Here is a 21,795-nt window from a genome sequence, read left to right on the forward strand (position 1 = left end):
TATCACCCAAGGATGGGGCTTGAAGGATTGGGGGTAACCTGCGCCATTTATCCGCGCTTTTATACCACTGCTAACAGGCGTTTGCTATTTCTTTCTTTTTGTTCTCCTGCTCATCGAGATAACTGTATGTAAAGACCTGCTGAGCACAAAAATCATCATGCTCAATAAGCTTAAATGGTGTTCCTGATAGATCTAGGCGGCCTTTAAAACTCAATTGATTCAGGATGTGATTTGCTCGCTCTGTCCTACTTCCATAATGAACCTCATCAAAAATTACTAAATCCCATTTTATTTTAGGTATATCTTGTAGCCTTTCTTTTGTAATGCCTTGTTTATCAATCCACAAGTCCTGAAGTGATACGCACAATACACTAGGTTTATTGTGTTTATGAAAATCTGAGTGAGATTCTAAACATGGCTCTGTAGATATTTTTGATTTGGATTTTGCTCGAATACCTATCCATCCATCAAAATCAACGTGTTCATTTACGGCCTCGACCCATTCACCAATTACATCTGGCTTATAGGTTATAACCAATATTCGTTTTGCATTTAAAGCCTTGGCCAGATGTATACTTGTAAAACATTTCCCAAAGCGCATTTTAGCATTAATTAAAAATCGATCAGGATGGGTTGATGCTCGAATTACATCAGCAGAATATTCTTTTAAAAACCATTTTTTTGCTTTTTCCACAGCATGCTTTTGTTCATCTCTAAGTATGTAATTATCACGTCTAGGGCTACCATAAACAACTTCATTGTATGCTCTTTTAACATCGTCAAATGTTGCATAGAAAAATTCTCTTCCCGGACTATCTTCAATCCTTTTGAAACCGTTTTTTTTCAATTGTTCATGTACATGATGATCTGTTTTACCCAATGGAAGATTACCCAATAAAATATACTCTGGATATTCAGGATTACTGGTTCCAAATTGTTGTTTTATTCTCTCTTTATAGCCACCGACTTTAGAATGTCCAACTTTCACTCTTCCTTTTTCTAAATCAGAGGGAGTGGCATAAGCATATAGTTCCAGTCTTGTCATTATGACCATTCCTCAACTTTTTTCTTGATGTGTAGTTGTTCCTCGGCATTTAGTTGAAAAAGTTCAAATAATTCTGAATCAGTCCATTTTTTAGAAATATCGACATAAGGAACCCAATCCCAACGATCCTTTGTAACATCTTGAGTTATTTTTCTTAGCCCAATTAAATACCGTGAAAAGTCGGTTTGGAGGTATTTAATTAAATTGTGAGCCTTATCTATCTCACTAAATGCACCAATAATATTGTAAGTTTCTGTTGTAATGACACCCTTATCAATCAAAAATATCTGATTAACAGGAACTGTTGACCGTCTATTTCCTTTCGAACCTCCTGCAGCTTTAGGAACTGCAACTTTCCAAAGATCGATTTTATCCCTATTTTTTTTGATTAGATCCAAGCCAATATGCTTTATTACCCGTCCTCTGGATAAACAAGGTATTAAGTGACCATTCCTCAAGTCAGAATTTATATTTCTAGTGAAATAATTTGTAGCTAAACCAAAAGGGTTTCTAGCCCATGCTAAAGAACTAATATATTGATTTTTCCAGTTTTTCTTAATTTTTCTAACTATCGAGTATGCTAAGGGATCATCTGTAATAATATCAAACTCATTCAAATTTAACTCAATTTGATAATTATCATCACTGAAAGCGGTGAATCCGCTGTGGTTTTTTACGTAATGTAAAAAACAAACCCCGCCATTAATATCTACTGTAGGGAAAACGTCACCAGAATTTTTAAAGTATTTAAGATTCTTAATTTTTCCAGAGTTCATCATTTCCAATCTGAACTGATCAAGCCCTTTTCCGCCATTAAACCAGCGTGCCGGAATTACTAAAACAAACTCATCTATCATTTTAGAGTCAATTAAAGACTCAACAAAATAGTTGTATATTGATTTAGCACTTTTCCCGAAACCACCATCTGATTCTTGATAAGGAGGATTACCTACAGCAATAATTTTTCTCGGTTTTGAGCAGGAATTTATATAAGCGAGCATGTTATGAAACTCCTTTTTAAATATATTGTGATCAAGTCGACCATCAATCTCTGATAAATAATTCCCATTCCTAATAATTTGATTATATTTATCACTATGTGAGTTCGTATTCCCTAAAAAAGTTCTTAGACTCAGCTTGTAATGCCTATCATCCGGTGATAAACCCAAATAACGATTAGATTCATACAACTCTTTTTTGATACTTTCTAATGCTAACGGTTGGCCAACTAATCTGCTCTTATGCCAGCAACTAGAAAAAGCACATGCAAGTAGTATTTCTCCTGCTTTGCAAAATGGATCAAAAAAAACCACTTTTTCATCAAGAAAATCATTTCTATCTAAAAGTGAAACCAGATCACGTGCCTTCTCCATGGTCATGATTTGTTGATCTCGCCCAACAACATTTCCCAAAATATCTACTACGTGAGTGGTCTTAAATATTAAATTCGGTTCCATAACTCACCCGAACTCATACGATCATTGTGATTCTGAGTAAGTTTAATATTGTTAACGGAGGATAATATGCTGGCAAACTCAAAACCGTTCTCCTTGCATCGATGTTGACTAATACCTTCAATAAATTTTATTGCATGCTTATATAGACTTGGCACAGACGGCTTAACGCTCTCTTTTTTAAAATACTCAATCCAACTTAAATCAAAATTAATAGGCCGATGTTTATTTCCAGACAACCACTCAGCACTAGTTCTGGTTTTTCTTGCACTTAAGTCACATAGTTTTTTATTATTTTCCATTGCTGATAGCATTTCATTTTCATGAATATGCCAACTGATAGCGCATAATAAATGTGCCATATAATCTTTATCTCTATTTAGAAGCTCTTTATTATTAGTAATGTTGAGTTTTTCTTTTAGGAACTCTAACGAATTGATGAATACTCGCGCACGGCATTCGTCAATATTTTGAGCATCAATATCAATTGCCCACAGAGTATTTATAGAATTTGCTACAGAGTAATATGCTGCATGCTCTTTTGAGTATTTAGCCAAGGATTTATCAAATATTGCTTTTAATCGTTTTGAAAAGATTGATATAACAATATTCCCATGCCCACAGCATGGTTCAAAAAACGCGAGGCGTTCATCATCCCAAGAAAAGTTGCGATCACGAGCTAAAAGCTGGAGCATATCATCCACATAACTATCAGGGGTAAATACCTCGCCAAACTCTTTTATCCTTTCTTTCGTGCGATGATGTAACACGTGAGGCTCAATAATACTCTCCATGCTGACCTCTATAGTCATGTGGTTAAGTATTATTTATTATAGAACAACATTGAATATATTGTTTTTGTTCAAAAAATTGTCATTGTCTTTGAATTGATAATTAAGATTGAGCTACATTATCTCTCATAATCTGCTGATATATTTTTGCGGCTTCGATAGGGCCTTAGTGGTTTAATATTTTTATCAGATAAAACGCTCACTAAATTTCCTAATCTTTCAGCATCCGCTATGCTTACACGGCCATCAAGAGCCGCTCGCAATATATCATCTTTTAACTTAGATATATTCTTTTGGAATTCAATACCTGTAGATTCACGGTTAGCCTTGGGTATTAAACGCTCCATGCACAAACGCAATGCTGTTACATCCCCCTCCAATGCGAGTTCAATCATTTTTGCTACTAACTCCTCTGCATGAGGGTCTAGCATTTTTGCCAGTTCAGTACGCTTATTAGGCACTCCCTTTTGTCTACCTTTGGGATTTCCTGATTGTCCAGCTTTGAAAGTCATAGCTTGCTCCTAACTTGTTTTTTACAAGCACTTTACCCGATATTCCTAATTGCCAGGGCAAAAACATGTGTGCCTATAAATAATACACTTTCTAATTAAATGAAAAAAAGTTCAGATGTTACTTGACACTGTTTTTTGCTATTTGTCCAATATTTTTGTTGATTTTATGCATTCACATCAAACATGCATATAAGACTCAAATGCCCCCCCTAGAAGATCGAATTAATTTCAAACAATAGCGGGTTAACGGTATTTAAATAAAATGTCGCATATCGCGTTTACAGAGGAAAAAATTGATCAAAAAATAAAATGTTATCATTTGATTATTGTATTAATCACATAAGGAATTCCTATCATGATACTTACAATTGCAGACCATTTTTCCATCATCAAAGATCCAAGACAACAAAGTAAAATTGAGTATGAATTATTAGATGTCATATTTTTGTGTGTGGTTGGAATGATTTGTGGTGCAGAGGCATGGGATGATATGGAGATGGTTGGTGAAGCCAGATTAAATTGGTTTCAAAATAAAGGATTTCTTCTTAATGGAGTACCTACGGAGGAACGTAATAACCCCGTAAGGTGCCTTAATTTAGGACAGCAAGTCGTAAGGGTTGCCTATCATCTTGCGGGCGTAGGAGGTTGGAAGAAGCAAATGCTCATCTGTAATGGGTGAGATAGAGCAATGCTCAACACGAAAGTTTGGAGAATCGACTTAAGATGGGAACGCAAATGACGGCACAGGTATCCCCTGTGGCTGGTGCCCCCAAAGCTCGCGAACAAACATGGGACACCATCGAATGGGATCATGTGAAAGCGCAAGTAAAACGACTGCAAATGGGTATTGCGAAGGCTTATCGTGATGGAAAATTAGGCAAGGTAAAATCCTTGCAATGGCTCCTCACGCACTCACGAAATGCTAAATTATTAGCGGTGAAACGAGTGACAGAAAATCGAGGCGCTAAAACGCCCGGTGCTGATAAAATGGTTTGGCGCACGGCCAACCAAAAGATGGAGGCAGTGTCAGCCTTAAAAAGACACGGCTACCAACCTCAATCGTTACGATGGATTTACATCCCGAAAAAGCAATCAGGGAAACCTGGAGGCTTTCTTGCAAAACATCCGCGACACGATTAAATCAAACGCCACAGCAAAGACAGAGAATCTCATCCGTATATTAAATCCAAAAATACGCGGCTGGGCAAATTATCATTCACACATCTGCTCTAAGCAAGCGTTTTCAAAAGTAAGTCACCTCATCTTTAAAGCTCTGTGGCAATGGGCTAAACGTCGCCACCCCAGCAAAGGAGCCGGATGGATCCGACAAAAATATTTTCGAAGCGAGGGAAATCGACACTGGGTATTCTTTGCGACTACCAAGGATACACAAGGAATGAGAGCGTATCTGGACCTAGTCGAAGCTACTGCAACACCCATCCGGCGGCACATTAAAATCAAAGCTGCGGCAAATCCATACGACCCTGAGTACACAAGTTATTTCGCTGAGCGGCTTAAACGAAGCCAAAGGAAAAGCAAAGCAAATAACTCAAGCAAGCAGACGAGTATGGGTTCCATGGTGGGAAACTAAGCGGCACATCGATAAGTAAGTTAAACCGGATGGTGATGATTCACCGTCTTGCCAAGGCTTGAGCCGTATGATGCGAAAGTATCAAGTACGGTTCTTAGGGGACGGGGCTACAGTAATGTAGCCTTGTTACCTGACCCTGCATTACTTGATTTGCTTGATGTCAAAGGATGTATCGTAACCATAGATGCCATGGGCTGTCAGGAAGAGATTGCTGCAAAAATTATTGATAAAGAATCGGACTACATTCTAGCAGTAAAGGGTAATCAAAAAAATTTACATCAGGAAATCATTGATTTTTTTGAATGCGCAAAACAACATGACTTCAAAGGAGTTACGCATGATTATGTTGAGGAAATAAGTAAAGGGCATGGTCGAGTCGAAACGCGTAAATCATGGATATCAACTTGTTTGGAGACCGTAGCGAATAAAGAAAAATGGTCTGGTTTAACAGCAATTGGAATGGTTGAGTCTGAACGTTATATTAAGGGTATCACTACCATTGAGCGCTGACACTACTTCACTTCAATAGCACAAAATGCAGAGATTTTTGCTCATGCTGTGCGCTCTCATTGGGCTATTGAAAATAAATTACATTGGGTGCTTGATGTTACTTTTAAAGAGGATGCATCCAGAGTCAGGAGAGACAACTGTGCGGAAAATTTGGGCGTTATTAGACATGTCGTCATTAATATTTTGCGCCAAGACAAAACAACAACAAAAAGTGTAAAAGTACGACGCTATAAGTGTGCAATAGATTCTGTGTATGCAAACAGAGTTCTTCATGGATTATTTTAGAGCACACATGTTTTAGCCCTGGGACTCTGTGTTAATAAAATCCGTTTACCCTAAACATTACATTGAAAAAACTGTTCCATTCCCTTCACTCTTGAAAATCAATTTGAAGGAAATTTAGTAAAACCATTTTATGGTTTCGATGCAGAAACGTTCAATTGTTATTTACTCTCGCAAGTAAGAAAACAACCATTCAAGTACATCAAACTGAGCGCCTTACAACGCTCAGTTATTGCCCACTAGAGCTGATATTCCTTTGTACTTGTTACATAAATTACAAAGCTACCCTTCGTTATCTATGTAAACACTGCTTACCTTTACCTCATTCCCTTCTTCATCTCATCCATTAATGCCATACCCTCCTCCAATTCATCCTTTAGTTCCTCTAAATTGAATGACGAATCTGCTTCTTGGGAATTTTCTCTTCGTTGTTGCTCCATAAATACACTAAAATTTTGCAGATAAAACGCATCTACCTTTTGAGATTCTTGCGCTTTTTTGATGTATTCACTGCCTTGTTTTAACTCCTCTAAACTCTTCTCGGCCTCAAGCACCTTCTCTTCGGGAACATCAAGCTGACTTTGTTGCTCTGAAATTTCTGCTACGGTCTGTTGAAGACGGTCTAAATGAGCCTGAATACGCCCTTTCTTTTGGGTCAATTGTTCGGAAGTATCTTTTACAATTTGTGCATTTTCAACCAAAGACTGTTGTTCTGTTAGCAATGCTTGATTGAGTTCGATAGTTTCTTTGGCCATTAATGTCACTGCTTGATAACGATGATGTTCATGAGATACCATTAATATATGTGCAGAAACAGTAATAAATAATGCGGTAAGGGCTAGCAACATTGATGCCCCAACGAAAATCCCTACAACTCCTGCAGCAAAGGAAATCCCGAGGACCGCTTGTAACTTAAACCATAACGATTTTTCAACCCATCCTGAGCAGATTTCATCAAACCAGCTCTTTTTTGCCAAAGTTCGACGCATCAGTTCGCCTGACGCATCATCAGGCAGTTGAAATTGTTCTATAAACAACCAAGAGCACCAAGAGCTCACGGTGCTGTAAGCCCAATAAAAAAATCGAAGAAAAAACCAGTATTCTTTTGCGTTAAATTCAGGTTGCGCCATAGTAAACTCCTTTAAATATTTGCTGGTCGTATTTCAGTTTGTGGAACCTGTTCTTGGACAGACTGGTTCTCTTTTTTGGGTGCATAGTGCTGTTTGAAAAATCGCACCAGCTCACCGGCTCCCTTTAATTGAGTTTGTAATTCAGTAATTATTCCCTTCTTTTCAGCAAGTTCTTTTTGAAGAACCTCTATTCCGTCTTTTAATTGCTGAGTAAGCTCTGTTTTCTCATCCAATAAATTTTGGAGTTGTTGGTTTTGTGCCAATAAAAACTCAAGGGCAGACTCCTTAACCTGCAGTAAACGCCTCAATTCAGTTTGAGATTTCGCTTCTTCAATTTTTTGACGTGCCACATCTTCTTGCTCAACGAGAGCTACGGAGTCAATCGAATCGGTATGTTCTTGTGAAAGCTCTTGAACCTCTGCAACCTCATTTAGTACCTCTTCACGACCTCGGTGAAGTATTTCGGCCTGCTTCTTCTGGGATTCTGTGTGGCTATTATTACTATTGGAGTTTTTGTTCTGGTACCAATAATAGCCCCCCCCTCCTCCTAAACCAAGAAAAGCAAGTACTGATGCGATTGCAGTGCCTGTTGATGCACCACCTGAGGCAGCCGCAGCTACGATTGGGACAGCAATTAATGGTAATGGCATGATATTCCTTTTAAGGTTGAAATGACTTAAATAAAAACAATTTCCTAGAATCTGACCACATAATACCCCATCCGACCAAATAAAATCAATCATGTTTTTTTATAAGACATTACCCCGCTTAATTGAGCTGCAATTTTGTTTGGATTGAGGAAATGAGTTTGGAGAATCAGCATAAACAGTACTACTAAATAAAAAAGCGCCGAATTATAGATCCCTTATTCCGCAGTAAATTTATGATTTAAAATCTGCAAAAAAAACGTGACATGGATCGTTGATTTTGATCATATGCTGCCCTTTTGGCAGGAAGTAATGGACGCATCAAAATATGATGTAACACGTTTAGATCATTTAGGTTTAGTCGCTGGATTTTGTAAAGAAATAGGACTAACCGAATGGGTGAATACTCGCTTTCCGAAAGAGTCCCATAATAGCCATATCAGTAATGGCCAGTTATTTGTTGCGATGCTACTTAATGGGCTTGGTTTTGTAAGCCGCACGCTGCATGTATATCCTGAATATTTCAAGGACATTCCTACCGAGCGCCTATTAGGTGCAGGTATTCTGCCCCAACACATCAACGATGACCTTTTAGGTCGCTTTTTAGATAGTCTGTATGAACAAGGTGTATCATCACTTTACCAGGAACTGGCGTTAAAAGTGATAACCTATCTTGGCTTACCTTGTCGCAGCCTCAACTTAGATGCAACAAGCGTTCATTTGGATGGTGAATATTACAGGGATATCGATGCACAAGCGATTCACATCACTCAAGGATATAGTCGTGACCACCGGCCTGATTTAAACCAAGTGGTGCTCAATTTGATTACAGAAAATAAAGCTGGCATTCCTCTGTATATGAAGGCCTGTAGCGGAAACAGCCAGGATGGCCAAAGTTTTAAAGAGATTGTAAAACAACACATTAAAAGCCTGAAAGCGGCTTACAAGAACACTTATTTTATCGGTGATGCCGCGCTTTATACAGAAGAAACAATCCATGCGCTGTCTTGTGAGGAGCAATTATTTATTACACGCGTTCCACAAAAACTAAAAGAGGCCAAGCACCTGGCAACCAAGGCGAAGCAGGTTGAGTGGATACCTTTGGAAGAGGGATACTACGGTCATTGGACTACCTCTCAATATGGTGGAGTAGCTCAGCGTTGGCTTTTAATCAAAAGCAGTGAAGCAAAGGCCTGTTTATTATTGCAACTAATGACTGCTCAGAAGATCTCTCCATGCAGTTTATTCTGGAGGAGTACAAGTCACAACAAGCTGTAGAGCGTGGATTTAGATTTTTAAAGAGCCCTGATTTTTTAACCTCTTCCTTATTCCTGAAAAAACCAGAGCGTATAGAGGCTTTATTAATGGTCATGACTTCTTGCCTCATGGTTTACGCCAGTATTGAGCATCAAATTCGAAAGACCCTGGTTGATAACAATGAGTCTTTCCCTGATATGAAGAAAAAACCAACCCAGAAGCCAACTGCCAAGTGGATATTCTTTTGCGTTCAAGGGATCTCTATCCTGACTATAGAGAATACACACCAAGTGGTTACTAATATGATGGATAGGCAACGGATAGTACTCAATTGTCTTGGAAAATCATATTGGGAGTTTTATTCATGATTTTACTGCGGAATATGAGATTGAAGTGATGTAGTGTCGGCGCTCAATGGTAGTGATACCCTTAATATAACGTTCAGACTCAACCATTCCAATTGCTGTTAAACCAGACCATTTTTCTTTATTCGCTACGGTCTCCAAACAAGTTGATATCCATGATTTACGCGTTTCGACTCGACCATGCCCTTTACTTATTTCCTCAACATAATCATGCGTAACTCCTTTGAAGTCATGTTGTTTTGCGCATTCAAAAAAATCAATGATTTCCTGATGTAAATTTTTTTGATTACCCTTTACTGCTAGAATGTAGTCCGATTCTTTATCAATAATTTTTGCAGCAATCTCTTCCTGACAGCCCATGGCATCTATGGTTACGATACATCCTTTGACATCAAGCAAATCAAGTAATACAGGGTCAGAACTGGTGCGGTGAATATTATCTTCCCGTTTCCAGCTCCCGCCACGTCAAACGCAGCATGCGGTTTTCCCGCACTACGCTTTCCTAGTACCTTCGTATCAAGCTTATGTGACCTATCTGACTGGTGACACTTTCGGAACGTAGTATCGTATTTGATAGTCTGAGAATAGCCCTAGTTTTTGATACATCCATTCTCTACTCCACCTTTCCCAGCCGAAGCCTCCCAATTTTCTGGCACGCATTAAATTACGCCTAACCTTCTTTTCTACCCAGTCCTTAACATAAGTAAAACATCGACTTGTATTTCCAACTCTAAAGTAGTTCACCCAACCTCTTAAAATCGGATTAATTAGATATATACCCATTGCACCTTGATACAATCTAATTATTGCTTGATGCTGCCAACCTATAAAGCCCAATAAAACAATTAAAAGGCCAACTAAAATTTTTTTCATTTTTTGATCCAAGTTTAATATTCTTCATTTTCATTAAGTAAGACAGCCCCGTTGAGGAATCTATTTAGCTAGTTTTATCGTCCTTTTTTTCTTCATCAATCTCTTGTGTAATTGCTTTCATCTGTTTATCAAAATCCGACTCAAAAAGACGATCTTGTACGATTCTATATTTTTCAAACTCACTTTCAGCATGATCTTTAGCAATTTTTGCACTAATCTTTCCTGCATTTTTCAAAATTTCACGCTCATCAAATTCAAGAAATTTATCTAATCGTATAGCCCAATCCTCCATTGTCATTGGAATTTTTCGTCTGGCACGATCTTCTGCTAATTCTAAATAGGCATTCACTATACGTCCGAGAGAATCTAATTCTTCTGCTGTTAGGTAATTTTTTGCAATTGGCACATCAGTTTTAAGAATTTTTCCATGTGGGATCTGTTCCCAGCTTGTGAGTCCCATATGCGGTTTATTACTATCTGCGCGATTGAGTATAAGCTCTGATGCAGTGTGGCCATGAATTGCGTAATGAAGTTTATTTTGTACTTTAGCGAAAAAATCTCGTGTCGTTGGTGCATTTTTATTGTAATCAACACTGGTTGCATAAATATCGGTGATTTTTTGATAAAAACGACGCTCACTGAGGCGAATTTCACGAATTTCAGCCAGCAATGCCTCAAAATAGTCTTCGCCAAGAAAGCTGCCATTCTCAAGCCGTTTTTTATCAAGTACAAAACCTTTAATGGCAAACTCTTTCAAAACTTGAGTTGCCCATTGGCGAAATTGTGTTGCACGCTTGGAATTCACCCGATAACCAACAGATATAATAACATCCAAATTATAATGCTCAACTCTACGAGAAACTTGTCTCTCACCTTCTTTTTGAACTATTAAGAATTCTTTAATAGTTAAATTTTGTACAAGCTCTTTCTCTTCATATATATTCTTAATATGAGTGTTCACATTAGCCGTTGTCACATCAAATAACTCAGCCATCAGTTTTTGAGTTAACCAAATGGAACCCTCTTCATAGCGTACCTCAATGCCACTCTCCCCAGCTTGTTGGGTAAAAATAAGGAACTCAGCAGTACTATTGCGAATAATTAATTTGTTTTCTGGAAGTTTTTTGTTCATATGGTAAAGACCTTTATATTAGTGCAGATGCCGTCTGCACAATTTCATTTATTCCTATTTTGCAATTTGGGAGTCACTGACTCCCAAATCTATAATCAAGTAATTACGAGAGCGTTTGCTTTATTTATCCACGGTCAATTCTTTTGCCAATTCAGCTTCTAGCTCTTCAATCGTTGGGAGGTTTGTTTTAATTTCTTCAGGTAGTGCTTCTGATAATTTATATTCAGCAAGCCCAATTGGCTTATTGATGTCGCGTAACGCGTATTCTGCAGTTACATTATCTTTGGTTTTACACAAAATCAGACCAATTGATGGATTATCACTGGGATGTTTTACTAAATCATCCATCGCAGACAAATAAAAATTCAGTTTACCAGTGTATTCTGGTTTAAATTCTTTATCTTTTAATTCAATCACTACAAAGCAGCGCAATTTGAGATGGTAAAAAAGTAAATCAATATAATAATCTCGTTTACTGACTTCCAAATGATATTGCCGGCCGACAAAAGCGAAGCCAGCACCTAATTCAAGTAAAAATTTCTCCATATGATGCACTAATGCATTCTCAACTTCGCGCTCCTGTGCATCATCACCAACACCTAGAAAATCAAAAATATAAGGATCTTTGAGTGTATTTTGTGCCAGATTTGATATAGGAGATGGTAGATTAGCTTTAAAGTTACTAACTGCTTGCCCTTCGCGAAGATGTAAAGACTTTTCAATTTGCGAAGTTACCATACTACGTGACCATCCATGTTCTATAGTTTTTTCAAAATAAAATACTTGATCCTTTTTATCAGTAACTTTCTCTAAAATAACGACAATATGAAACCATGGCAATTGTGCAGCAACCTACTGCACAAATTCAATTTCAGGGTATTGCTCAGAAAATTTTCGCATATACTTCAAATTTCGTGAACTAAATCCCTTCATTTCTGGAAAGCTTGTTTTTAAATCTTTACTTAACTGATCAACCACTTTTGCGCCCCACCCATGCTCAGACTGAGACTTAAGAATTTGAACACCTATATGGTGATAAAGCAAAATCAGCTCGTTGTTAACTCGCAGAGCAGCTCGATAACGAGAAGACTCTACACGCTTTTTCAAATTATCAAAAAAGACACCATAGGAAGGATCGGTTAGCTATTGTATCATTACTGCTCCTTGTTATTATTTTTGCGTATTTCGGGTACCAAACTGGGTACCTAAAAATAGTTGAACACAGGCGCATTTTATCGGACAAGCTTAGACAATACAATATATCAAATGGCTTGATATATAAGGAATATTGGATTTATATGGATGAGAAAAAACTTAAAATTTCCTGCCTCATAAGGGGCAGGTCGGAAGTTCGAATCCTCTCAGGGACGCCAATGAAATCAATTGTTTATGAGTGTTTCCGTTGGTAATCCCCCCCGAAAAATAGCTGGTGTCAAAAGTAGAATTTTCTCGTAATCTATGACGAAGGAAATTCTTCATGAAAAGATCAAAATTTACAGGCAGCGAAATCCACTCCATTTTAAAACAAACGGAAGGTGGAACGCTCGTTTCGGAGCTTTGCTGTGAATATGTGAGTAAGGGATTGGAACAATGGGCTCATGAAAATCAGATACCGTTAATTTTTATCCAACCAGGCAACCTTCAACAAAATGCTTATTCTGAAGTTTTAATGATAAGCCGTAATGTATACCAATACCGCTCATGCCGTGGCGAAGATACAGTATTAAGACACCGTATCCGAGAAATCGCTGAAACGCGGGTTGGTTATGGTTATCAACGTATTCACGTGCTGCTTCAGCGCGAAGGCTTTGGGGTGAAGAAGGGCTTAACCTTCGCAGGAAGCGCCCTCGTCGGCATGTGGCAGGTGCTCACCGAAAAGAGCGGCAACTGGCCTCTACTTTTAATGAATGCTGGAGCATGGATTTTGTTGCTGATAACTTGTTTAATGGCAGTTTTCGGGATGAATGTTTGAATAGCCACTGGTTTCTTTCTCTTGAAGATGCTAAAACAAAATTGAAGAATGGCAGCAGTATTATAATGAGTTCCGACCTCATTCTTCATTGAACAATTTGACGCTAAATCAGTTCTAACAGAAGGTGTTAAGCGCCAGTTTTTCTAATTAATGCCGGATCGATTTTTGGGAGAGAATCACCATAACTCCTACCAAGCTATTGTATCGCCATCAAAGCGGTGTAAGACATCTGCATGACTTTTAGAGATATTTTTGTCAGCTTGATCGAGCATTCCTGAGACACTTGCTTGTACTTCAATTAAGCTATTAGCACCACCCATATCAGTTTTAACCCATCCCGGATGAATTAACATCACATGAACACCTGTAGATTGAACATCAATAGCAAAGCTACGCATTGCACAATTTAAAGCGGCCTTACTTGAGCGATAAGCATAAGAACGACCTTGTTCATTATCGGAGATACTACCCATTCGCGAACTAATAACTAAAATATTTTTTTCTTCACTACCCTGAATATTAGGTAACAACGCATCACAAATTTTCACAACACTAATACAATTGACATTAAGTACATCAAGGAAGTTTTGTCGGTTAACGTTCCCAACAGTTACTCCTTGCTCACCACTAGTACCCGCATTATTAACTAGTAAATCAATTGGACGATTATTAAGTGTTTCTACCATCGAAGTAATATCGTTGTCATTGGTTACATCTAATTTAACCACCTCATCAGCCAACTGATTAAGGCTATCCGCCTTATCTGGATTACGGCAACATCCAATAATATAGTACCCTTTCTCTTTAAGTTGACGGCTAAATTCCAAGCCAATACCTTTATTAGCACCGGTAATGAGCGCAGTTTTCATATTATTATCCTCTAATTATAAATTATTCTGGTTTATTAAATTTCCAACGATGCCAAATGATGGGTGTAGTAGCAAGGATCTTCTGGGTCTTTCCCAATTACGGGGGCAGATTTAATCTGCCCGCGGAGCACTCTAACACGCACTCTATAGTTTTCAAAATTTCTAAATCTATAAGCTCTACGTTGAATGACGTTTCATTTTGCGATGGAACCATTCTGTTATTCCATTGGATTTACTAAACCGCCGCATTCTAGCCACTTCATCTTTCCGGGCAGTTAGTGTTTTGCCTAATGAGGCTAAGGCCTTTGACCACATCAAAGATTTTATGTTTTCTTAAATCACACAAGGGGGTGGCAAAGCCTTCTTTTTTGCTGAAGAAATGTTCATCGATACCCAGAACTACAGGAGATGGTTTCTCTGGGTTGCTCTTTCTGATGTACTAAATAATTAGAGGTTACTGTTTCTCTTATAATATTTTCAAAAATCCGAAAAGGAGTCTCTGCAATTTTCCTTATCATGGTCAGTTTCTCCAATTGAAATGCCTTTGATTCTACAAAAGGTATTGGTAATTCTCTCTCACAAACTCCATAATAATCACCTTCTACCGCATATGGTATTTATTTTAAAATCGATAATTTGAGCGGATTTTTTAACATTTCAAAATTGAATGCTTCTGCCATATCTAAGCCAAAAGCTAATTTATTTTTACCTGTATCAGCTAATCCATAGTTACCAGAAAGTTAGAAACCCGGCTCAGTTGCACCAAGCACCCTTTTTCTGAAAAAATAAAAAATCTTGCCACTTATCAACGTGAATTCATGCACGCTGTAGAAGAAAAAATGAAACTGAATGATAACCAGGAACGTGATGACGTGCAGGTATTAAGTCATGTAAACCCAGGCTTGTGGCTACAAAAAAATTTTAGCTTCCCACAAAGAAAGGCTCAGACTGGTAAGCAATCCCTCATGCGTTGTAACCTCCTGATTTTAGAGGAACAAAGTGATTCTAAAACAACAGGCGTACAGATAGCGTTTTTTGTCGCTAACCATTTGATTTCACTCCAGCCCTCAGGACTGGTTGCAGTGGAACAATATGTAAGGAGTCATGCAGAAAAAATCGCATATAATATTAAAGTGCCTACTTTAATCAAAGCTACAGAGATCACTGCATTTATGACGGAGTTAGCCAAGTTTATTTGCGCCTGGAATGGATCGGTTGATGCGAACGTAGCGAATCAAGCTCTTTGGGTTAAAGAATTATTTAGTCATCTGGGTTTGTGGGAGAGCTTACCTGAAACTTATAAAAACTATATGCAGGCGTACAGTGAGCAAAAAAAGTTTCCTAAAGTTATACGGGTATCTGGCGAGCAGGTATTTTCGTTTAATAATCTGGAGGGCCTATGCACCCAATATCAGGTGAGAAAACAGGGTATCGCGCCATTTTATTCAGAATTAATTTTTGAATCGATTGAGGGTATGGAACAGTTTTTTGTAGAGGTAGGCAAGCAGCCTAATATTAAATATGAGCAGGATATAAGAGATATGTGTTTGTTAGCGAGATGCATTAGCGTTTTGGAGCGTGGGCATTCTTGTGTAGAGAGGCATTACTTTCAAGCTGTTGGAGACAGGTCTGTTGACGTCCAATGGTACAATTGGCTTGATTATGATGCAGCAGTACAATCTCTTTGTGAGGACTATGCGCCTTTAAGTCTGGACCCGAAGTTATAGGAACCCTGGTTTAACCGCTGGAGAATGAAATTACTCGCCAAGTTACAGATAAGAAGGTACGAAAAAGAGACCTAAGCTAAGAAACGCACTGTCAACGGTTAAATTCTCTTAATACCAATTTAAATTTCGCATCGTAAAAAAATGAACCTCATCTTAAGAAACATATAGTTAGGTGGCTGGGCGAACCCCGGCCACACAACAAGCCCCGCCTTGTGTCAATAGTCATTTAAAATATAGATTGTCCTTTTCTAACAGATTTTCATTTTCAAGAGATAGATCTGCAGTAAAAAACATGATGTTGGAGTTGGTAGAAAACAATATGGGAGATTCTGTTGCGAGATCATGTCTCGCCTTATTTTCATTGATTGGTGTTTCAATTTGGGACAGAAGGGAGTCAACTACCTCTTCTGATGACGGATTGGCTTGCTTCGATTCCGTCAAATCAATTTCATCAAGAAATGCTAAGAGATCAGAGAGTGAATCTTGCGGCTGAACGGTACTATTGTCAGATAATGGGCTTAAGACTTCCCACAGATCAAGAAAGTTTTCTGTATAATGAACCGCTTGATGCGGTATCGAGGATGGGGTTGATTCCGTTGCCTCTAAAAGCTTTTTTAGCGTTGGAGAAAAATTTTTGTTTTTCACTAGTTCAATTATTTGATTTTTATTGAAATTTAACTCGAGTAAGGAATTAAAATGCTCCAATATGATTTGGATATTTTTACGTCCATCCTGGTGACTCACCAGCCGAACAATTTGTTCTGCCGTAAGCCCATAGTTTGTTAAGTCGTCATAATGCGTTAATAGATCCGCAATGCTCAGTGAGCCTTTAGACACACTCAACATCCGTACTATTTGTTCGGTTGTAAATTTGGGATTTAACTGACCATAATATTCCAATGATGCTAATAGATTCCCCAAGCCCCCCTGAGAACTGCCCATATTAACAATTTGCTCATGGCTGTAAATTTTGATAAGTTGTTCGTGGTGTTTTAATACATTTCGTACTAAACGATGTGAGGATGGTAGTAAAACAAGCATTCTTGCAAGTGTTTGATTGTAGCCCAAAGCAGTTAGGGAATTTATGTTTTTTACATAAGTCCCCATACTAAGTTCCTGCTTCTGGATAGCTCTCATTATCGAATCATTAATTTCTATCCCTGCTGGTACCTCAAAGTAGCTGTATGTACTGCTTGAATTGCTAGAGCCAACAGCTAATTGGGTATAATTGATTGAGAGTGTTTCATTTTCCTTTGCTTTTTTTATCGGTTGGCTTTGCTTATCTGATTGATTATTCTTTCTTTTTTTTCTATTGTCATCAGCTTGCAAGCTAGTTAACATCTGAGCATAACTAGGCTGATCAACGATCACTGGGGCTAAGTTCTCTATAGCCTGATAAAGTTCTCGAGATATAGGGGGATTGAAATTGGTATTATTATGATTATTTTTTCTCATGATTTTTTTTCAAATAAGAACAAAGTGCATTATTTTAATCCTATATCCTTAATGGAAAATTAAGAGTGTACAACTTTTTAAAATATTTTTTTACGATTAGGTTAATTAGTTGTTCAAAACATTAGCCAGATTGAATCCTGATTTAGCTCCACTGGTGAACAATCAACAAGCTCCTAGTTACATATCCCTTAAAACTAACTGTTTCGTCATAATAATAACTCATGTTATAGTCACACCTAGGATCTTATTCGAATATGGACATGTTCAATTTTTTATTTCACCCGATTGCTAGTTTCAGAAAATGGTATTTAGTCTCTCAAACAACAACTTATATCTGGAATAAAGAATATGCTTACTCCATTCTTAATCAACATCCAGATAAATTACTGTTAATTGAAAAATTATACGCAATTAGTCGACTTTATGATTCCATCTGGGAACTCTTAGCGAATGATCCTCGCGTGTGGGCCGGGGTAAATGCCCTGTTTGAACATAGCATGCTCACTAGAGAGTTGGTGGATTGGTTATTACAGAAAAAAAAATTTCCCATCAATAGCGTCATTGTTGGATATGAAGCCATTCGCGCATACACGTTATCTCCAGAAGACTTTTTTCTAACCTACAACAAATACAATCACATTGTTCCCTTATTAAGTAAACATGCACCTCTATTGAAATGTTTGTTAGAGACAGGATTAATAACAGGGAATGGGCTAAATTATTGGTTATCCTCTCCGGAAGAACTCCCCAACGAATTGTTATATGCTCATAATAACGTCAATCTAATAGAGCTTTTACATAAGTATGGTTTGATTAAACCCGGAGAATTAGTACCTCAAGGCGAATGGAAAAAATTAGGTTCATTTCCCCCCTCACATTTTGCGATACTTCTAAAACTAGAAACCTCGGGATTGCTAAATGAAGAAAACATGCAAAGAATCAGCTCTTGGTATCAAGATTTGCCGCTTTTAAATAATGCCTATCAGGACGAAGCTGAATTTAAACTTTGGGCCTCTCTATTATTAGACGTGACCACTAGTCGCAACTTATTTATCAAAGCAGGAACAGCTCGTTTTAGCAAAAATCTCGGCACCTTAACAAAAGAGGAATCATTAAGTACCTTTTGGGAACGCTGCCAAGACATTGAAAAACAAGCTCCGCCAAGTACAAACGCTTATAATACTCTCGCTAATTTAACTAAATTAGCCACGACATAGGAATTCAACCTAAACAAAGTGCCGTTATAATCTAAATATCCCTCATAGCTGGTATCAACTAATATGGGCTACATGGTTAAGTGGCAAGTTCACTGCGTAAATGCCCATATTTTTTCCCTGTAAAATAAATAAAGATCAAACATAAAACAGCGCAAACAGTTATTGGAATCCCCGGGTTTAAATGATTCTCAGAAGTTATAATTAAGGAAGGCATCAAGCCACCAAATAGAGTCAAACTCAAATTATAAGAGACAGCAAGCGCCCTACCTCGTTGGCTTAATCGGAACTGAGTGACCATATAGGCAGGCAGTGCCGCATTGAGTAATGCCTGAATGAGTGCGAAAAAAATTAACGTAATAATGCACAACGTACTATTAAGCCAAGGCAATACAGCAAAAACAACATAAGAAAACGCTAAATAAAGTAATGAGGCTATTTTTATTTGTCTTATTAAGCCAAACTTATCCGCTAAAATCCCTGCAAAAGGTAATGCGATCAAATAAGTTAAAATGGCAATAAACGTAATTAAAATCGATTGCTTATGAGAATATAAATTGAATGAAGTAGACAAAAACGTGGGCATAAAAATAAAGGTAATAAAAAAAGCAGAAGCAGATAAATTGGTGACAATAAATGTTCCCAATAATTCCCGCTTATAATTTTTAATAAGATCTCTAAAACTCGGAACTACCTGAGTTTCACTAGGAATAAAATTATCAATTTTGTTCCTAAAAAAGAACAAAATAATACAACTCAAGGCACCAATTAAAAATGGAATCCGCCAAGCATATTGAATCACTTGCTCATGAGACACCAAATAAAGAAGAATAAAAATACTCAGGTTCGCTAATAACAGCCCTACACTTCCGCCCACAAATGCGAAACTTCCTGAAAAAGCAGGTGATCTTTTCCCCTGCTCTACGGCCATTATAATAGCAGAGGAATACTCTCCTGAAATGGATAATCCTTGAATTATTCTACAAATGATAAGACCTGCACCATAATACATACCCATCATATGTGCAGGAAGTAAGCCAATTGCTGATGTAGCCAGAGTCATGAATAATGTTGAAACCAGTAATATGTTTTTCCGCCCAAAATGATCGATTAAATAGCCAAAGCCAATCGCCCCCAAAGGTTTAACAACATAACTGACAACATACGCCAAAATAGTAAAGTTAATGGCCGTACTTTTTTTCTGAGCCGCAAAGAATACTTCCGATAATATCGGAATAAGCAAAGGAAACACTGTAAAATCATAGACTTCAATCAATGTTCCTAAAAAGGCAGAAAACAAAGTAGCTTTTTTCATATACATCCAAGCAAAGTTTGATGAGATGATTGTAACACTGGAGGCAAAAAAGAAGCATGAGAGATTAAAAGAACGCTGGACTTTTCAGCCCAGCCTACATCTTATTTACTTACATCACCAATTTTCTCTTCTCAGAAATATCTTGAGCATAATGACCTACATTAATCGCAGGGATACATACAATAAATTCATTTTTATTTTTTAAGATTAAAGAATTAAAAAGAAATCCATCCAGATTTTCTTTAATTTTCAGAGCGTCTTCTTCGGTTGTGCATTGAACTAGTGCATCAACAGTATATTCAGGGTAATAACGCACCTTTCCTTTAAAAGGAATACCTGTTACATCCTGAATTAAAAAAAGATTTTGGTTAACAACCTCATTAGGTTGATAAGTTTTTGCGGTAACATGAGTAGAAGGAGCAAAAAAAGTACTGCTCATAGGTTTTTTTTCGCTCATGACTTTTATGAATTTAATGAGCCAATTTACTTCATTTAAAAGCAGATTTATTTTGAAATGTGTTGGAATGACACTTCTGTCTAGAAACATAGTAGGTTGTACTAGAGGCATTATTTTTTTGCAACTTATCAAAAAATCCTTGCTTAAGCGAGGCATAAAATAAGTGCCTTTGCTGCCATCATAACACAGAAAATAAGGAGCCACTTGACGGTTATTATAGATACTTACTGTTCGCATCTCTTCATTAGGTGTTTTGGTTTGAGAACTAATAATAAAGATTTTTCCTGTGTTAATATCAAAAACAAAATCACTTAATTTTGAGTCTCTATATAAAGCATTTTTCTGATAACCTAAATCAAATAACTCAAAACCTTGCCTACTAAACATTGTATTTAAAATAGCAATGAACTCTTTTTCATCCTTAATGTCTTTTTTAAATAGTTCATCAAGCATAGAAACTTTATGTTTCTCTGTTGTATCAAAGACTTCTTTGGCCTGAGATAGCATGGCCGCCATTAATTGCAATTTATACGTGGATTCCACTGATTTAGTTTTCAAATCATTAACGTTTTTTCCCAAGCTAAATTGCTCATCGAGAGGCCGGTTAAAAAGCCGACGAAAAGTGATATCAGCCTTTGCCATAATTTTATTAAAAATAAAGGCAGGTTTATCCTCTGAGCTAAATTTATTCTTCTCAATTAATTTTTGGTGGGTTATTTCTATATTAATATTTAATGTATTTGCTGCTTCAAAAAGCTTTTTTACGATATTCGTTAAAATTTCCTCCGATTGTTCACCAGGTATACCTCCTGCCAAACTTACCTTAATATCATGTTTCGAATTAAATCGTTTTATTAAACCAATAAGATCAATATTAATCGTATTATCAAAATGAATCACCAAATGATCGGTTTCGCTATGAATGTAAGCAGCAATACAATTTACTACATTTTTTGAGCCTACATATTTTATCTTGCTAGGCGCATAAAATTGATCAAAGTAGAAAGCTTCTCTTTGTAAACATAAGCCAATTTCTTGCTCATCACATGAAAGCATCTCATCCGAACTTATTTCTGGTTCAGGTAAGCTTTTTATTTGTCCAATCATTCCACTCACGTCATGGTTTGACAATTTATCTTTAAATAGTTCGCGATTGATGATAATAGGCATACTGTTACTCTCAATTTTTGGCAGAAT

At 37.3% G+C, this 21,795-nt stretch carries 19 protein-coding genes and 5 pseudogenes; 8 read left to right on the forward strand and 16 right to left on the reverse strand.

The annotated features are described in order from the left end of the window. Positions 1-70 precede the first annotated feature (70 nt). From ACQY7T_RS06590 to ACQY7T_RS06605, 4 genes are all read right to left on the reverse strand, one after another. Positions 71-1,045 (reverse strand): DEAD/DEAH box helicase family protein, encoded by a 975-nt coding sequence (locus ACQY7T_RS06590; protein WP_428412160.1) that lies wholly within the window; start codon positions 1,043-1,045, stop codon positions 71-73. After that, positions 1,045-2,502, reverse strand: a complete 1,458-nt coding sequence (locus ACQY7T_RS06595) for an Eco57I restriction-modification methylase domain-containing protein (protein WP_428412161.1) — start codon at positions 2,500-2,502, stop codon at positions 1,045-1,047. Before ACQY7T_RS06595 ends, ACQY7T_RS06590 begins: the two co-directional genes overlap by 1 nt. Continuing rightward, positions 2,487-3,293, reverse strand: a complete 807-nt coding sequence (locus ACQY7T_RS06600) for a hypothetical protein (RefSeq protein ID WP_428412162.1) — start codon at positions 3,291-3,293, stop codon at positions 2,487-2,489. Before ACQY7T_RS06600 ends, ACQY7T_RS06595 begins: the two co-directional genes overlap by 16 nt. 116 nt (positions 3,294-3,409) lie before the next feature. Beyond that, positions 3,410-3,802, reverse strand: a complete 393-nt coding sequence (locus tag ACQY7T_RS06605) for a DUF5681 domain-containing protein (protein ID WP_428412163.1) — start codon at positions 3,800-3,802, stop codon at positions 3,410-3,412. Between the two features lie 355 nt (positions 3,803-4,157). Here ACQY7T_RS06605 and ACQY7T_RS06610 point away from each other — a divergent pair, with 355 nt between their 5' ends. The 4 genes and pseudogenes from ACQY7T_RS06610 (at position 4,158) to ACQY7T_RS06625 (ending at position 6,188) form a co-directional block, all read left to right on the forward strand. Then, on the forward strand, positions 4,158-4,481 hold the full coding sequence (locus tag ACQY7T_RS06610) for a transposase family protein (protein WP_428412164.1): 324 nt from the start codon (positions 4,158-4,160) through the stop codon (positions 4,479-4,481). Between the two features lie 56 nt (positions 4,482-4,537). Then, positions 4,538-4,942: a reverse transcriptase N-terminal domain-containing protein gene (locus ACQY7T_RS06615; protein WP_428412165.1), complete on the forward strand. Its 405-nt coding sequence runs from the start codon at positions 4,538-4,540 to the stop codon at positions 4,940-4,942. Then, complete coding sequence (locus ACQY7T_RS06620) at positions 4,917-5,393, forward strand: group II intron maturase-specific domain-containing protein (protein WP_428412166.1); 477 nt, start codon at positions 4,917-4,919, stop codon at positions 5,391-5,393. The genes ACQY7T_RS06615 and ACQY7T_RS06620 overlap by 26 nt, the downstream gene beginning before the upstream one ends. Positions 5,394-5,516: 123 nt before the next feature. Beyond that, a pseudogene (locus ACQY7T_RS06625) lies at positions 5,517-6,188 on the forward strand (ISAs1 family transposase). A 314-nt stretch (positions 6,189-6,502) separates the two neighbouring features. Here the strand turns inward: ACQY7T_RS06625 and ACQY7T_RS06630 are convergent. Together ACQY7T_RS06630 and ACQY7T_RS06635 are read right to left on the reverse strand one after the other, a co-directional pair. After that, the gene (locus ACQY7T_RS06630; RefSeq protein ID WP_428412167.1) at positions 6,503-7,315 is read right to left on the reverse strand and encodes a hypothetical protein; all 813 of its coding nucleotides are present in this window, start codon (positions 7,313-7,315) and stop codon (positions 6,503-6,505) included. An 11-nt stretch (positions 7,316-7,326) separates the two neighbouring features. After that, positions 7,327-7,965, reverse strand: coding sequence for a hypothetical protein (locus tag ACQY7T_RS06635; protein WP_428412168.1), 639 nt, complete (start codon positions 7,963-7,965; stop codon positions 7,327-7,329). Positions 7,966-8,274: 309 nt separating this feature from the next. Between ACQY7T_RS06635 and ACQY7T_RS06640 the strand changes: the two are divergent. After that, a pseudogene (locus ACQY7T_RS06640) lies at positions 8,275-9,587 on the forward strand (IS1634 family transposase). Here ACQY7T_RS06640 and ACQY7T_RS06645 read toward each other — a convergent pair. The 5 genes and pseudogenes from ACQY7T_RS06645 to ACQY7T_RS06665 form a co-directional block, all read right to left on the reverse strand. Further along, positions 9,582-10,019, reverse strand: coding sequence for an ISAs1 family transposase (locus ACQY7T_RS06645; protein WP_428412177.1), 438 nt, complete (start codon positions 10,017-10,019; stop codon positions 9,582-9,584). The pseudogene ACQY7T_RS06640 and the gene ACQY7T_RS06645 sit on opposite strands and share 6 nt — an antisense overlap. A gap of 96 nt (positions 10,020-10,115) precedes the next feature. Beyond that, positions 10,116-10,457: a group II intron maturase-specific domain-containing protein gene (locus tag ACQY7T_RS06650; RefSeq protein WP_428412169.1), complete on the reverse strand. Its 342-nt coding sequence runs from the start codon at positions 10,455-10,457 to the stop codon at positions 10,116-10,118. A 64-nt stretch (positions 10,458-10,521) separates the two neighbouring features. Then, positions 10,522-11,589 (reverse strand): virulence RhuM family protein, encoded by a 1,068-nt coding sequence (locus ACQY7T_RS06655; RefSeq protein WP_428412170.1) that lies wholly within the window; start codon positions 11,587-11,589, stop codon positions 10,522-10,524. Between the two features lie 120 nt (positions 11,590-11,709). Then, a complete protein-coding gene (locus ACQY7T_RS06660) occupies positions 11,710-12,327 on the reverse strand; it encodes a PDDEXK nuclease domain-containing protein (RefSeq protein WP_428412178.1) in 618 nt (205 codons plus the stop codon). Further along, positions 12,301-12,696, reverse strand: a pseudogene (locus tag ACQY7T_RS06665) (DUF1016 N-terminal domain-containing protein); the annotation flags it as partial. The gene ACQY7T_RS06660 and the pseudogene ACQY7T_RS06665, both read right to left, overlap by 27 nt. Before the next feature lie 607 nt (positions 12,697-13,303). Here ACQY7T_RS06665 and ACQY7T_RS06670 point away from each other — a divergent pair. After that, positions 13,304-13,679, forward strand: a pseudogene (locus ACQY7T_RS06670) (integrase core domain-containing protein); the annotation flags it as partial. A gap of 70 nt (positions 13,680-13,749) precedes the next feature. Here ACQY7T_RS06670 and ACQY7T_RS06675 read toward each other — a convergent pair. Then, a complete protein-coding gene (locus ACQY7T_RS06675) occupies positions 13,750-14,430 on the reverse strand; it encodes an SDR family oxidoreductase (RefSeq protein ID WP_428412171.1) in 681 nt (226 codons plus the stop codon). A gap of 125 nt (positions 14,431-14,555) precedes the next feature. Beyond that, positions 14,556-14,733, reverse strand: a pseudogene (locus ACQY7T_RS06680) (transposase); the annotation flags it as partial. A 515-nt stretch (positions 14,734-15,248) separates the two neighbouring features. On the opposite strand from ACQY7T_RS06680, the gene ACQY7T_RS06685 reads away from it, so the two are divergent. Continuing rightward, complete coding sequence (locus tag ACQY7T_RS06685; protein ID WP_428412172.1) at positions 15,249-16,157, forward strand: hypothetical protein; 909 nt, start codon at positions 15,249-15,251, stop codon at positions 16,155-16,157. 222 nt (positions 16,158-16,379) lie between these two features. On the opposite strand, the gene ACQY7T_RS06690 is transcribed toward ACQY7T_RS06685, so the two are convergent. Further along, positions 16,380-17,612: a hypothetical protein gene (locus ACQY7T_RS06690; protein WP_428412173.1), complete on the reverse strand. Its 1,233-nt coding sequence runs from the start codon at positions 17,610-17,612 to the stop codon at positions 16,380-16,382. A gap of 254 nt (positions 17,613-17,866) precedes the next feature. Here ACQY7T_RS06690 and ACQY7T_RS06695 point away from each other — a divergent pair, with 254 nt between their 5' ends. Continuing rightward, positions 17,867-18,829 carry a hypothetical protein gene (locus ACQY7T_RS06695; protein WP_428412174.1) on the forward strand — a complete coding sequence of 321 codons (963 nt, stop codon included), beginning with the start codon at positions 17,867-17,869 and terminating at the stop codon, positions 18,827-18,829. Positions 18,830-18,905: 76 nt separating this feature from the next. On the opposite strand, the gene ACQY7T_RS06700 is transcribed toward ACQY7T_RS06695, so the two are convergent. Next, entirely contained in the window at positions 18,906-20,141 is a 1,236-nt protein-coding gene (locus ACQY7T_RS06700) for an MFS transporter (RefSeq protein ID WP_428412175.1), read from the reverse strand. A gap of 109 nt (positions 20,142-20,250) precedes the next feature. Next, positions 20,251-21,795: hypothetical protein (locus ACQY7T_RS06705; protein ID WP_428412176.1), on the reverse strand; the 1,545-nt coding region annotated here is incomplete at its 5' end.

Origin of the sequence: Legionella sp. (assembly GCF_965140895.1) — a bacterium.
GTDB lineage: Bacteria > Pseudomonadota > Gammaproteobacteria > Legionellales > Legionellaceae > Legionella.